The following is a 14,020-nucleotide window of genomic DNA, read 5'->3' on the forward strand; positions in this document are numbered from 1 at the left end:
TCAGCTGTCCGCGCCGCCTCGTACGTCCTCGGCCGGCTCGCCCGCCACCAGCAGCTCCGGAAGGTGCTCACGGATCACCGCGCGCGCCTCGGCCGGCATCCCGGAATCCGTCACCATCGCGTGGACCTGGTCCAGCGAGGCGAAGGAGCTGAGCCCCACCGTGCCCCACTTGGTGTGGTCGGCCACCACCACGACCCGACGCGCGGACCGCACGAACTGCCGGTTGGTCTCCGCCTCCGCCAGGTTCGGGGTCGACAGCCCCGCCTCCACGGATATCCCGTGCACCCCGAGGAAGAGCACATCGAAGTGGAGGAACCGGATCGCGGCGTCCGCCACCGGCCCCACCAGGGTGTCCGAGGGGGTGCGCACCCCTCCCGTCAGCACCACCGTCGCCGCCCCGGGACGCGGCCCGGAACCGGTGCTCGCCGCCGTCCGCTGGGCCGTGTAGAAGACGTCCGCGACCCGGACCGAGTTCGTCACCACGGTCAGATCCGGAACGTCGACCAGCTGCTGCGCCAGCGCGAACGCCGTCGTCCCGCCCGCCAGGGCGATCGCGCTGCCCGGGACCGCCATCGCCGCCGCCGCCCGCGCTATGTCCTCCTTCGCGGTCAGCTCCAGCGTGGACTTCGCCTCGAAACCCGGTTCGTAGGTGCTCGCCTCGGCGACCGGCACCGCGCCGCCGTGCACCTTCTCGATCACGCCCTGCCGGGCCAGCGCGTCCAGGTCGCGACGGACCGTCATGTCCGACACGTTGAGCTTGCGGGTGAGCTCGTTGACCCGCACCCCGCCGCGCCGCCTGACCTCGTCCAGGATCAGGGCGCGCCGCTGCTCCGCGAGCAGGTTCTGGTTATCGCTCACCCTGGCCCAACCCTTTCGATCAGCAGCTACCCGCCGGGTGCGTTCATCTTCGCACGGGCCACCGACGGCCGGTCCGGCGAGCGCCCGCCCAGGGCGTAGGTCACGGTTTCGCCTCGCCCGCCCGATATCGCGCGCTCTGCGGCGCGCCCCAAGCCATGCTGAGGGCGGAGGACTTACACCGGACTCGGGGGACACGGTGGCACCATCCATGCGCGATGGCACGCGATCGACCACGACGAACGACACATCCACGGGCCGGGACGAAGGGCCGCCCGCACTGGAGCTCCTCGTCCACGGCGTCGGCGGGGCGACGCCCCAGGACATGCTGACCGACCCGCGCACCACACGGGTCACCGGAGACGAGACGGCCGGCGTCTACCGGCGCATCGACGACGACGACGCCGAGGAACGGCCGCACGACTACCGCGCGGAACCGGTGCGCGAGGCGTACTGCTGGTCCAACCTCACCTCCGGCAACGGCGCCCGCGCGCTGTGGCTGCTCCTGCTGCCCTTCATGGTGGCCAACCTGGCCCACTGGATGCGCCCGCCCGCCGCCAGCCGCCGCGACCCGTGCGTGCGCGCCTACGGCCTCCTGGTCCGGCTGGTGGCGCTCAGCCTCACCGTGCTGCTGGTCGCCGGCGCCTGCGAGGTGGTGCTCGACCTGTTCGCCTGGCAGTGCGCCGGCACCGCGAGCTGCGTCGCGGACCGCTCCTGGCTCGGCTTCATGTCCGCCGAGGACGGCGGCTGGTGGAGCCAGCCCGGCCGCCGGCTGGCCCTCGCCGCCGTGCTGCCCGCCGCCCTCACCGGGCTGCTGTGGTACCTCTCCAACCGCACCTGGAGCGCCTACGAGTCCCAGGAGCCCGCCGGCCGACCGGTGGGCGAGGACGACCCCGCCGCCGGCGACCACCCGGCCCTGCGCCTGCCCGGCTTCTGGTACGGCCGCCGGCTCGTCGCCCGGCTGCGCGCCGCCCACACCGCCGCCGGCTTCCTCACCGTCGCCGCCGCGGTGACGGCCGCCGCCGCCCGCCACGACCGGCGGCCCGGCGGCAGCACGGCGCTGGACGTCGCCGGCTGGCTGCTGGCGGCCCTGCTGGCCGCCGGCGCCCTCGTGGTGCTCTCCGTGGTGTGCCGCCGAGGCCGCAGCGAGACCCGGATGGACCAGAGGCTGGACCGGCTCACCATCACCGCGCTGCCCGGCGCCGCACTCGGCTGCCTCGCCCTCGCCCTGCTCTACGCGGGCTGGTCCCGCCCCGGGTGGAGCTCCCGAGGACGGCTGCCGGGAGACGGCGCCTTCGGCGCCCTGGTCCTGCTCCAGGTCGCCCTCGTCGTGGGGCTGGCGGGATGCGCCCTGGTGCTGCACCGCGCGGCGCCGACCCCCCGCACCCCGCTCAAGGGACTCGGCGGCCCGACCGTGGCGATGCTCGCCTGCGGACTGGGCGGGGTGCTCGCCGGAGGCGTGGCCCAGCGGGTGGCCGACTGGATCGACGGCGGCGCCACCCCCGGCATGCCGGGCGCGCCGATGCCCGGACCTCCGGTGCTGCTGTCCTGGCAGGCCGCGGTCGTCCCCGTGCTGCTGGGGGTGCTCGTACTGCTGGCCGGCGTGGTCGCGCTGCGGGTGTGGCGGGTCCGCGGGCGGGAGATCCACACCGTGCCGTACGGCTATCCCGGCGAGCGACCGGACGGGGTGCGCACCCGCCGCATCGCCGGCGCCGTCGCCCGCGCGGGCGCCACCGACGACGTGCCGACCATCGTCGGCCCGGTCGCCCTGTGCGCGCTGCTGCTCGGTGCCTGCGCGGTCGCCGGGGCCTGGGGGACCGGCGAGGTGCCGGGCCGGGCCGCCGACGACGCGCCCGGCGTGGTGGACGCCGCCGCCGAGACCGCGCAGGCCCTCGGCTCCTGGCTGATGGGGCTGGCCTTCCTGACCTTCGTCACCTGGGCCCGACGCGCCTACCGCAGCCCGTCCGCCCGCCGCACCGTGGGCATCCTGTGGGACGTCGGCACCTTCTGGCCGCGCGCCGCCCATCCGCTCGCCCCGCCCTGCTACGCCGAGCGGGCCGTGCCCGACCTCACCTGGCGGATGCGGACCTGGACCGAGCACACCGGCGGTCGGCTGGTGATCTCCGGGCACTCCCAGGGCAGCGTGCTGGCGGCCGCGGCGGTCTGGCAACTGGACCGCGAGGCCCGCGGCCGGGTGGCGCTGCTCACCTACGGCTCGCCCCTGGAGCGGCTGTACGGCCGCTGGTTCCCCGCCTACTTCGGCCCGGGCCCGCTGCGCGCGCTCCACCGGGAGGTGCGCTGCTGGCGCAACCTCTGGCGCTACACCGACCCGATCGGCGGCCCCATCCGCCTGCCGGCCGGGGCGGGAGCGGACGTGGACTGCGACGCCTTCAAGGACCCGCTCGCCTACGGCCGCACCCCCGAACACCCGCTGCCCGCACCGATCCTCGGCCACTCCGACTACCAGGCGGACCCGGCCTTCGACCGGGAACGAGCGGCCCTGCTGGCCCGCCTCCCGGCACCCACCCGACACGCCGCCCCCGACACGGTCGGAGACGCCTTTGCGGGCGTCGGCCTGGGTGGGGCCGGGGACGCCGTGCCGGTGGAGGCTGCTCCGGGTGACGTGAGCCCTGCGGCTGCCGGGCCGGTCGGTGGCCCGGGTACCGATGGGGCGGGGGGTGTTCCGGATGACGCCGGCCTTCCGGGTGCCGGCCGGGTCGGGGTCGGAGTCGTCTCGCCGGAGGACTCCGAACCCTCGGGTGTCGACTCGGCCGGGGCCGCGGTCGTCGCTGGTGCGGAGGCTGTTCTGGAGGGCGTCGTTCTCTCGGGTGTCGACTCGGCCGGCGCCGCGGTCGTCGCTGGTGCGGAGGCTGTTCTGGAGGACGCCGGTCCCTCGGGGGCCGATCCGGGCGGCGCCGCGGTCACCGCGGTGGTGGAGGCCGCTTCGGACGGCGTCGAGCCCGCGGGGGACACCCCGGCACCCGCCGGTCCTCACGCCCCCGGTCAGGCGGGCACCGCCTCCGCGGCCGTGCCCGGGCAGACGACCCCGCCGACGTCCGACGGGGACTCTCCTCGTCCCGGTCGGCCGGACTGACGCATCGCCTCAGGGGAGGTCGGGGAGGTCCTCCGGGTAGAGCAGCGTCAGCTCCTCGGTGGTGGGGTCGGTCAGCTGGGCGACCCGACCGGCGTGCCGCTCCACCATCGCCTCGAACGTCTGCCGCGCGGTGCGGCCGTTGCCGAACGCGGGGCCTTTGGGGATCGCGGTGAAGTACGCCAGCAGGGCCTGCGACGCGCCCGCGCCGATCCGGTACTCCTGTTCCTCCGCCTGCTGCTCCACGATCCGTACCAGCTCGGTTGGGGCGTAGTCGCCGAAGGTGATGGTGCGGGAGAAACGGGAGGCCACCCCGGGGTTGACGGTCAGGAACCGCTCCATCTCCTCGGTGTAGCCGGCGACGATGACCACCACCGCGTCCCGGTGGTCCTCCATCAGCTTCACCAGCGTGTCGATCGCCTCCCGGCCGAAGTCCCGGCCGGCGTCCTCCGGCGAGAGCGCGTACGCCTCGTCGATGAACAGCACCCCGCCGCGTGCCCGGTCGAACGCCTCCTGGGTGCGGATCGCCGTGGAGCCGATGTGCTCGCCCACCAAATCCACCCGGGAGACCTCCACCAGATGGCCGCGCTCCAGCACGCCGAGGGAGGCCAGGATCTCGCCGTAGAGCCGGGCCACCGTGGTCTTGCCGGTGCCGGGGGAGCCGGTGAAGACCAGGTGCCGGCGGACGGAGGCCGCCTTGAGCCCGGCCTGCCGGCGCCTGCGGCCGACCTCGATCATGTCGGTGAGGGCGCGCACCTCGCGCTTGACGCTCTCCAGGCCCACCAGCGCGTCCAGCTCGCCCAGCACCTCCTTGGCCTCCCGCGCGGTGCCGCCGGGGGCCGGCTCCGGCGTCGCCGAGGTGGTGGGCGGCTCGGCGGTCCGCGGCGTGGGCACGCTGCCCAGCAGCCCGACGGTGGCGCCGATGGGCTGGGTGGCGGTCAGCGGCACCAGGGGCTCCGGTGCCGACTTCGTGGCGCTCTCGTCGCTGGTGCAGTCCTCGCTGACCGGCCCCGGCTCGGCGAACTCGTAGCCGCCCCGGGCGCACCGCTCCGTGCGGCAGCGGGTCAGCGTGGTGCGGCAGCCGTCGATGATGTGGAACCCGTAGCCGCTGCTGCCGGTCACCCGGCAGGAGTGGAAGGTGCCCCGGCCCTGCGCGGAGACGTAGAAGCCCGCCTCGGAGGGCGCGCTCACCGTGGTGCGCTCGACGGTCGGGTCGGCGCCCTTGGTGACGATCACCCCGGTCGCCACCCCGTCGATGGTGCAGCCGGCCAGGGCGCCGCCGCTGCCGTGGTCGCGGAACCAGGCCCCGGTCGACGCCTCCCGGATACGGCAGTCGTCCAACTGGGCGATGGCGCCGTCGCTGACCGACACCGCCGTGTTGCGGACCTGGGAGATGTCGCTGTCGACGACGTCCGCGCGGGAGCCGCGGTCCAGCACGAAGAGCGCGTCCGGGACGTCGTGCACCCGGCACGCGTCCAGCACCGCGGTGGCGCCGTCGCTCACCCACACCGCCGGGTAGTCGCCGGTGCTGTCCTGTATCTCGCACTGGTTGGCGTCGACGCGGGTGCCCGGGTCCCACACCGACAGGCCGTTGCGCCCGAAGCGGCGCACCGTGGAGCGGGTGAGCGTGAGCACCGAGCGGGACCGCAGGTCGACGCCGTTCTCCGGGACGTCGTGGATGTCGCAGTCGGCGAGCGTGAGGACGGCGTCGGTGTCGAGGTTGACCCCGTCGGCGGAGGTCCGGTGCACACGGCAGTCGGTGAGGTGCCCGGTGGCCCGCGCGGACACCTGCACTCCCGCGCCCTTGACCTCGTACACCTCGCAGCCGATCGCCTCCAGGGCGCTGGTCTCCCCGGTGACCGAGAGCCCCGCGCCGGAGGTGTGGTGGACGCGGCAGCGCTCCAGGCGCGGATGGCCGCCGCCGCGCACCGCGACCCCGGACTGGCCGGCGGCGACCACCTCGCACTCCTCGAACACCCCGCCCGCGCCGTCCAGCACGCTCACGCCCACGCCGGCCGGGTTGTCGACGGTGCAGCGGCGCACGGTCGGCCGGGCCCCGCCCCGCACCTCGATGCCGACCGCGGACCGGGTCGCCACCCGCAGGTCCGTCAGCTCCGGGGTGCCGTCCTCGATCAGCAGCGCCGGCGAGGCCGCGTCCTGCCCCTCGATGTGCAGGTCCTGCACGGTCGCGGAGGCCCGGATGGTCAGCGCGACGCCGTCGGCCGGGGCGATCCGCACCACGCCGCGCGCGCCGTCCGGGCCACGCAGGGTGACCGCCCGGCTGACGACCAGGTTCTCGCGATAGGTGCCGGGGGCGATGGACAGCACATCGCCGTCGGTGGCGGCCTCCAGTGCCGCGGCGAGGGAGGCGTACTCTCCCGTGCGGCGTCGCCAGCGCGACGTTCCGGTGTGCGTCACCTGGACGACTGAGCCGTGTGCCATGGTGCTGTCGAGCCCCCACCTCGTGCGCGCGTTGCGTGCGGATGACCGTGTCTGCTGTGTGGTGAAGGCCCCACCGTAGCGTGCGTGGAGGAGGCCGAGTTGACCGGTCAGCCGAGGCGTGGCGAGGCACAGCGCCCGGCCGAGCCCGGGCTCGCGGCCCGGCTCGGCCCCCTCGTGGCCGACGTGGTCGCCCCGTCGTGGCCGGGCTCGCGGCGTCGCTTGGGCGTGTTGCCGTCGAGTTCGCGGCCCGCCCCGCCCGCCGTCCGCGACGCCCTGCGCCGAGGTCGTGGGGAGCCTCCGTCCGTTCCGTACCGGCCTCGTACAATTGTCCGCATGACCGACGAGACCCCCGCCGAGCCCCGGCCCGTGCCCGTCAGCAACGGTGCGGGCACCGAGGAGTACAAGGAGCGCGGCGTCGCGCTGCGGGTCTTCATCTACGTCGTCGCCGCACACGCTCTCGGGGCCTTCATCTGGCTGCTGTTCGAGCTCGGCGCGAGCGCCCAGAAGTAGCCGCCCGTATCCACTCGGGAGGAGCCGCCGGAGGGGGCAGCCGATCCGGGATCGCCGGGGCTGCCGGGGTCGCCGGCCGGGCCCGGCTCAGGACAGCCGCATGGCGAGCGTGACCACCGCGCCGCTCGTCCCCGCGGTGACCGTCAGCCGGTCCGTGACCAGCTTGGTCAGCCACAGCCCGCGGCCGGTGGTGGCGCCGTCGAGGCCGGGCAGCAGCTCGGGGATCACATCGGCGGAGAAGCCGGGGCCGGAGTCGGTGATCTGGCACTCCAACTCCTCGCCGATCCGGCGGAGCAGCAGCGTGCCCTTGCCGCCGGCGTGCTCGACCGCGTTGGTGGCGATCTCGTCCACGGCGAGGACGAAGTCGCCGCGGCGGATCTCCGACAGCCCGGCCCAGGCGGCGCACTGCTCGACCTGGACCCGTAGCTCGGGGAGTTCACGGGCGGTGAAGCGGCGACGCAGCAGGCACTGCGGGGCGCCGGAGTCGTCGTCGGCCGGGCGGCGTGGATCGGCTAGCACCGGGGCCTCCCCTCGGCGAGGGTGAGGTGGGGTACGGCGTCCGCGCCGAGCCGGCGGAGCGTCAGGGAAAGGTAACTGTCGCACAGAACCGTGATCCGTTCGTGGCCGGTCGCGCCATGGGCGATCGACAGCAGGTCGCCGGCGCAGCCGAAGGACAGGAAGTGGAGGTCGGTGAGGTCCACCGTCAGCCGACGGTGGACGCTCGTCCGGTCCACCGCCTCCCGCAGCGCCGCGGTGAACCGCTCGCGGGTGGCGGCGTCCGCCTCGCCGCTGAGGTGGAGCAGCTGAGGCAGAGGGTAGCCGGCGCGCAGCGAGCCGAGCCGTTCCATGAGGTTGCGTGGATGGGCTCTGGCCATGGCTCTGAGCGTCTCCGCCGTGAACGCCCGGCGGTCGTAGGCGCAGATCTCGCTGTAGGGGTGGCCGGTGAACAGGTGGGCTGCGTGGGTCTCGCGGTGTTCCATGGCGGCGATGGCGGCGCCGAGCGCGGCCACCCAGTGCATGTCGATGAAGGCACGGAGCGCCCGGTAGCCGTCTCGGATCGCCCGTGCGGCCTCCTCGGCCAGCCGGAACATCTGCCGTTCCGCGGTGAACTCCCGATCCGGCGCGATCAGCTGCGCCATGCTGCTGATCACCAGCTGGCCGCGGCGGCGCGCGGCCGCCACGGCCGGGCTGCCGGCGTCCAGCCGGTCCAGCACCTCGTACTCCGGCACTCCGGGCGGCGGGAGGACGATCACCTTCTCGCCCCGCGCCAGCCCGAGCCAGGTGAAGGCGGTCAGCACCTCCCACCGCGTCTCGTCGTCGTCATAGCTGACGAAGGCGTGGTCGCCCGGGCGCATCCGGTGCACGGGTATGGACCGGTCGCAGTTCCCGTCGGCCGCCGCCTGTGCCGCTTCCGCGTCCCGGGCAGGCATTCGGTGTCGCCCCCCTGATGGCCGTGCGCTGTCTGTGGTTGGCAGAGGCTACGGCGGGACGGACTGTGGCTTCGCATGGCTGCCCGGCGGGACCGCGGTTGTCGCACATTGCATCTGATCTGGCCTGAAGTGGCTGATGCGGAGATGCGTTCCGCTCGACTTCGACCGATCGCTTTTCTGTTGCCTGGAGCGGGGCGAGAGGACGGTCCATCAGCGCGTCGCCGACGCCGTCGCTCGCACCCGCTCCCGCCTAGCCCGGCCAGCTCCAGTCCACCACCTCGGGCAGGTCCGTGCCGTGCTTCCGCACCCAGTCGTGGTGCCGATGGCGGACATCGGTCATGGCCTGGCGCAGCCCGGCCGCGTGTGTCGCGAGCCCCGGCACCCGGTCGACGACGTCCATGACCAGCCGGTAGCGGTCCAGGTCGTTGCGGACCACCATGTCGAAGGGCGTGGTCGTGGTGCCCATCTCCTTGTAGCCGCGCACATGGATCTGCGGGTGGACGGTCCGCCGGTAGGCGAGCCGGTGGATCAGCCAGGGGTAGCCGTGGTAAGCGAAGATCACCGGCTTGTCGCGGGTGAAGACGGCGTCGAACTCCTCGTCCGGCATCCCGTGCGGATGCTGGTCTCGCGGCACCAGCCGCGTCATGTCCACCACGTTCACCACCCGCACCGCCAGCTCCGGCAGGTGCTCGCGGAGCAGCGCGGCGGCGGCCAGCGCCTCCTGGGTGGGCACGTCGCCGGCGCAGGCCAACACCACGTCGGGGTCGACGCCGGGGCGTTCGGTGCCGGCCCACTCCCAGATCCCGGCGCCGCGCGCGCAGTGGGCGCGCGCCTGTTCCAGCGTCAGCCAGTCGAAGGCGGGCTGCTTGCCGGCGACCACGACGTTGACCACGTCCCGGGTGCGCAGCACGTGGTCGGCGACGCACAGCAGGGTGTTGGCGTCCGGCGGCAGATAGACCCGCACCACGTCCGGCCGCTTGTTGAGCACATGGTCGACGAAGCCCGGGTCCTGGTGCGAGAAGCCGTTGTGGTCCTGCCGCCACACATGCGAGGTGAGCAGGTAGTTGAAGCCCGCGACCGGCGCCCGCCACGGGATCTCCCGCGCGGTCGCGATCCACTTCATGTGCTGCGCGGCCATGCTGTCGACGATGTGCGCGAACGCCTCGTACGAGGAGAACAGGCCGTGCCGCCCGGTGAGCACATAGCCCTCCAGCCAGCCCTGGCACAGGTGCTCGGAGAGCACCTCCATCACGCGCCCGTGCCGCCCCAGGTGCTCGTCCACCTCCAGCAGCCGCGCCTGCCAGCTCTTGTCGGTGGCCGCGTACAGGTCCTGCAGCCGGTTGGACGCGGTCTCGTCGGCGCCCATGACCCGGAAGTCGCGGCGCTCGGCGGTGTCGGCCATCACCTGCCGCAGCATCCCGCCCAGCACCCGGGTCGGCTCGTGCAGCCGGGTGCCGGGCTTGTCCACGTCGACCGCGTGATCGGCGAGGTCGGGCAGCGGCAGCTCGCGCAGCAGCCGGCCGCCGTTGGCATGCGGGTTGGCGCCCAGCCGGCGGTCCCCCGAGGGCACGAAGGCCAGCACGTGCTCGCGCGGGTGCCCCTCCTCGTCGAACAGCTCCTGGGGCAGGTACGAGCGGAGCCACAGGTCCAGCTCCCGCAGCCGGTCCGGGTTCTCCCGGACGGCGGACAGCGGCACCTGGTGGGCGCGCCAGGTGCCCTCCACGGGCACCCCGTCCACCTGCGCCGGGCCGGTCCAGCCCTTGGGTGTGCGGAGCACGATCATCGGCCAGCGCGGGCGCCCGAGGCCGGCCGGGGCGTCGTCGGGCCGCGGGGCCTGTCCATGCCGTCCGCCCTCCCGCGCTCCGCGCTGGGCGGCCGCGATGCGGTCCAGCGCCACGTCCAGGGCGGCCGCCATGGAGCGGTGGACGTGGGCCGGGTCGCTGTCCGGCTCGGCGTTCACATACAGCGGCTCGTGGCCGTAGCCGCGCAGCAGGGCGTCCAGCTCGTCCTCGGGGATGCGGGCCAGCACCGTCGGGTTGGCGATCTTGTAGCCGTTGAGGTGCAGGATGGGCAGCACGGCCCCGTCGTGGACCGGGTCCAGGAACTTGTTGCCGTGCCAGGAGGCGGCCAGCGGGCCGGTCTCCGCCTCGCCGTCGCCGACCACGCAGGCGACCAGCAGGTCCGGGTTGTCCAGGGCCGCCCCGTAGGCGTGCGCGAGTGAGTAGCCGAGCTCGCCGCCCTCGTGGAAGGAGCCGGGGACGTCCGGCGCGGCATGGCTGGGCACGCCGCCCGGGGTGGAGAACTGGCGGAAGAGCCGGCCCATCCCCGCCGCGTCCCGGCCCACGTCCGGGTACAGCTCGCCGTAGGTGCCCTCCAACCAGGCGCCGGCGAGCACCGCGGGCCCGCCGTGCCCGGGGCCCCACACGCACACCGTGTCCAGATCCCGCTCCGAGATGACGCGGTTGAGATGGGTGTAGACCAGGTTCAGCCCGGGGCAGGTGCCCCAGTGCCCCAGCAGCCGGGGCTTGATGTGGTCGGGCCGCAGGTGCTCGGTGAGCAGCGGGTTGCCACGGAGGTAGATCTGTCCGGCGGCGAGGTAGTTCAGCGCGCGCCAGTGCGCGTCGAGCTGTTCCACGGCGGTGTCCGTGAGCGAGGACCGTGTCTCCATGCCTTGCCCTCCCCGAGGGAGTGGACGTCTGGGGGCCGGCGCGCTCCGTCCACCTGTTCTCCACCGCGGGCTCCCTGCCGCCCGCGCCAACCGCCCCCTCGACCGACCATGCCACAGCTCCCGTCGAAAGGCGCGTCGGCCGACGAAGTTGCACAGTGAGGTCATGAGTCGACTTCTCAGCGGGCTGAGCGCGGAGCACCGGGCCCGGCTCATGGAGCTCGCGCACGACGTGGCCTTCGCCTCGGGTGCCCGGATCTTCGAGGAGGGCGGCAAGGCCGACCGCTTCTGGATCATCCGCACCGGCTCGGTCACCCTGGACATGCGGGTCCCCGGGCGGCGACCGGCCGTGATCGAGACCCTGGGGCCGGGCGAGCTGCTGGGCTGGTCCTGGCTGTTCCCGCCGGGCGGCTGGCACCTGGGCGCGGAGGCACTGAGCCCGGTGCGCGCACATGAGTTCGAATCGGAGCTCGTGCGTCAGCTCTGTCGGGACGACACCCGGCTCGGCTACGAGCTGGTGCTCGCCTGCGCCCAGGCGATGGGGCACCGACTGCAGAGCGCGCGCACCCGGCTGCTGGACCTGTACGGCCCGTACGGGACCAGCCTGCCGGGGCACTGAGCGCGAGCGCGCCGGGGCGTCCCCGGGCGTCGGATCGGCCGTCGGGCCGGGCGGTGGGTGACGGGCGTGCCGCGCGCCGGGCGGGCGCGCGACACGCCGGCGCCATGACTCGGAGGCGCGGGCGCGCGGCCTCCCGGCATCATGGCTCGGAGGCGCGGGCGCGCGGTGCGCCCACGCCTCCGGATGACGGCATGCCGGCCGACGGCCTCGCCCCCCGCGGGGTCGTCGGCTGAGTGGCGCGGGGGATCGCGGACCCTCCGTCAGGAACGGGTCCGGTCCCGTCGCCGGCCCGGGTCAGTAGCCCTGGTTCGGGTACTGCTGCTGGCGGCCGTACTGGTCCTCGTACACGGCGGGTCGCGGCGCGGCCGGGCGGGGCATCGCGGGGCGCATCGCCTCATAGCCGGTCGGTCCGCCCGGCCCGGGCAGGGCCGGACGCTGCGGCTGCGGGGCTGCCTGCTGGGCCGGGTACGGCTGCGGGCCCGGGTAGCCGCGCGGGCCGTTCGCCTGCGGCGGAATGTACGGCGCGGGCGGGTGCTGGAGTCCGCCGGGCTGCGGCTGGGCGGGGCCCTGTGCCGGGTAGCCGTGCGGCGGGGTGTGGTGCGACGGGGCGGCCGGAAGCGCGGGTAGCGCGGCCGGCAGGGCGGGCGCGGCCGAGGGGAAGTGGCCGCTGGGGTCGTACGGCGAGGGGACCCGGATGGGCGCGATCTGCGGCGTCCCCCGCTCGGCGACGAGACTGTCGTAGATGGGGGTGTCCGGGAAGGACGGCGAGGAGTAGTAGCCGCCGCCGTAGGTAGAGCGGGGGGAGGTCATAGTCCATAAGTTAAGCCCACGATGTGCTGGTTGGGGAGTCCGATAAGAGGGTTGTTTCATGGGCTTCTCGTGGTCGCGGCTCCCCAATCAGAGCGAACCTGGGAAAATCGGTCGCCGAAGGCCGTTGAGATCGTGTAAAGAGCGCGTCTTGACGGGTTACCCGCGGTTGGCTTGATGAGTCGAGAACCTCGCGAAAGCGAACGAAAGCGAAACGAAGAGAAGGGCAGGGGGAACAGATGGCGATGTCCAAGGGCGCCAATGTTCAGATTCCGGTGTCGGCCGTGCGGGTCGAGCTCGGCTGGCAGACCGGAGCGGGGGTGCCGGACGTCGACACCTCGGCGCTGCTGCTGGTGTCGGGGAAGGTCCGCTCGGACGCGGACTTCATCTTCTACAACCAGCCGACGCACGACTCCGGGGCGGTCCGCCACGAGGGCAAGCGCACGGCCGGGAGCGAGGTGACGGACTCCCTCGCCGTCGATCTCGACAGGGTGGAGCCCGCCATCGAGACCATCGTGCTCGCCGCCTCCGCCGACGGCGGCCGCTTCGGACAGGTCCCCGGGCTGCGCATCCGGGTGCTGGACGCGGCCGGCGGCGCGGAGCTGGCGCGCTTCGACAGCACGGACGCCACGGTCGAGACCGCCTTCGTCCTCGGCGAGCTCTACCGCAGGCAGGGAGCGTGGAAGTTCCGCGCCGTCGGCCAGGGCTACGACAGCGGACTGTCCGGCCTCGCCACGGACTTCGGCATCACCGTCGACGACCCGGAGGCCGAGCCCTCCCCGGCCTCCGTCCCGGCCCCGGTCCCGCCGGTCGCGCCGCCGCCCCCGGCCGCCGCGCCGCCGGTCGCGCCGCCCCCGCCGGCCGGGGCGTCCGTGCCGCTGCCGCCCCCGCCGGCCGCCGCCCCGGCCACCTCGGGCGCGCCGGTGCGGCTCACCAAGGTCACCCTGACGAAGGAGGCGCCCACCGTCTCGCTCACCAAGCAGGGCGGTACCGCCGGCGTCCTGCGGGTCAACCTCAACTGGGAGGTGCGCAAGCAGTTCAAGGGCTGGCAGCAGAAGCTCGGCAAGGTCATGGCCCTCCACGGCGACCTGGACCTCGACCTCGGCGCACTCTTCGAACTGGCCGACGGCAGCAAGGGCGTCGTGCAGGCGCTGGGCAACTCCTTCGGTTCGCTGCACCAGCCGCCCTTCATCCACCTCGACGCCGACGACCGGACCGGCGCCCGCGCCTCCGGCGAGAACCTCACCGTCAACCTGGACTTCAAGGACGCCTTCCGCCGCATCCTGGTCTTCGTCTCGGTCTACGAGGGCGCGCGCAGCTTCGCCAACCTCAGCGCCACCGTCACCCTCACGCCGCAGCACGGCGCGCCCATCGAGTTCTCGCTCGACGAGTGCACCGTGCCCTCGCCGGTCTGCGCGCTGGCCCTCATCACCAACGACGGCGGTGACCTGGTCGTCCAGCGCGAGGCCCGCTACCTGGTCCCCGACCGCGGCGTCAGCCCGCAGCGGACCCTGGACCACGCCTACGGCTGGGGGATGAACTGGACCCCGGGCCGCAAGTGACGGCGAACGCCTACCGGGCGCTCATGTCTTCCCGGGCGG

General features: G+C 74.1%; 9 protein-coding genes and 1 pseudogene. 4 read left to right on the forward strand and 6 right to left on the reverse strand.

Translation table 11 applies throughout. The features are described 5' to 3' along the window. Positions 1-858, reverse strand: coding sequence for a DeoR/GlpR family DNA-binding transcription regulator (locus CD790_RS09605; protein ID WP_144382607.1), 858 nt, complete (start codon positions 856-858; stop codon positions 1-3). 208 nt (positions 859-1,066) lie between these two features. Between CD790_RS09605 and CD790_RS09610 the strand changes: the two are divergent. Further along, positions 1,067-3,430 (forward strand): annotated as a pseudogene (locus CD790_RS09610) (hypothetical protein); the annotation flags it as partial. Between the two features lie 528 nt (positions 3,431-3,958). Here the strand turns inward: CD790_RS09610 and CD790_RS09615 are convergent. Beyond that, positions 3,959-6,388 carry a right-handed parallel beta-helix repeat-containing protein gene (locus tag CD790_RS09615; RefSeq protein ID WP_144382608.1) on the reverse strand — a complete coding sequence of 810 codons (2,430 nt, stop codon included), beginning with the start codon at positions 6,386-6,388 and terminating at the stop codon, positions 3,959-3,961. A 333-nt stretch (positions 6,389-6,721) separates the two neighbouring features. Between CD790_RS09615 and CD790_RS34490 the strand changes: the two genes are divergently transcribed. Beyond that, entirely contained in the window at positions 6,722-6,898 is a 177-nt protein-coding gene (locus CD790_RS34490; RefSeq protein WP_186318940.1) for a DUF6126 family protein, read from the forward strand. Positions 6,899-6,985: 87 nt separating this feature from the next. Here CD790_RS34490 and CD790_RS09620 read toward each other — a convergent pair whose 3' ends face one another. The 3 genes from CD790_RS09620 to CD790_RS09630 all read right to left on the reverse strand — a co-directional run bounded on the left by CD790_RS09620 (position 6,986) and on the right by CD790_RS09630 (position 10,996). Further along, entirely contained in the window at positions 6,986-7,417 is a 432-nt protein-coding gene (locus CD790_RS09620) for an ATP-binding protein (RefSeq protein ID WP_144382609.1), read from the reverse strand. Beyond that, positions 7,411-8,328, reverse strand: a complete 918-nt coding sequence (locus CD790_RS09625; protein WP_144382610.1) for an MEDS domain-containing protein — start codon at positions 8,326-8,328, stop codon at positions 7,411-7,413. The genes CD790_RS09620 and CD790_RS09625 overlap by 7 nt, the downstream gene beginning before the upstream one ends. 250 nt (positions 8,329-8,578) lie before the next feature. Next, a complete protein-coding gene (locus tag CD790_RS09630) occupies positions 8,579-10,996 on the reverse strand; it encodes a phosphoketolase (protein WP_144382611.1) in 2,418 nt (805 codons plus the stop codon). 163 nt (positions 10,997-11,159) lie between these two features. Between CD790_RS09630 and CD790_RS09635 the strand changes: the two genes are divergently transcribed. Continuing rightward, positions 11,160-11,612 (forward strand): cyclic nucleotide-binding domain-containing protein, encoded by a 453-nt coding sequence (locus CD790_RS09635; RefSeq protein WP_144382612.1) that lies wholly within the window; start codon positions 11,160-11,162, stop codon positions 11,610-11,612. A gap of 294 nt (positions 11,613-11,906) precedes the next feature. On the opposite strand, the gene CD790_RS09640 is transcribed toward CD790_RS09635, so the two are convergent. Then, positions 11,907-12,422 (reverse strand): DUF6643 family protein, encoded by a 516-nt coding sequence (locus tag CD790_RS09640; RefSeq protein ID WP_144382613.1) that lies wholly within the window; start codon positions 12,420-12,422, stop codon positions 11,907-11,909. Between the two features lie 236 nt (positions 12,423-12,658). On the opposite strand from CD790_RS09640, the gene CD790_RS09645 reads away from it, so the two are divergent. After that, positions 12,659-13,981, forward strand: a complete 1,323-nt coding sequence (locus CD790_RS09645) for a TerD family protein (protein WP_144382614.1) — start codon at positions 12,659-12,661, stop codon at positions 13,979-13,981. The last annotated feature ends 39 nt before the right edge of the window (positions 13,982-14,020 follow it).

Source organism: Streptomyces sp. SAJ15 (genome assembly GCF_007595705.1).
Classification (GTDB): Bacteria; Actinomycetota; Actinomycetes; order Streptomycetales; family Streptomycetaceae; genus Streptomyces.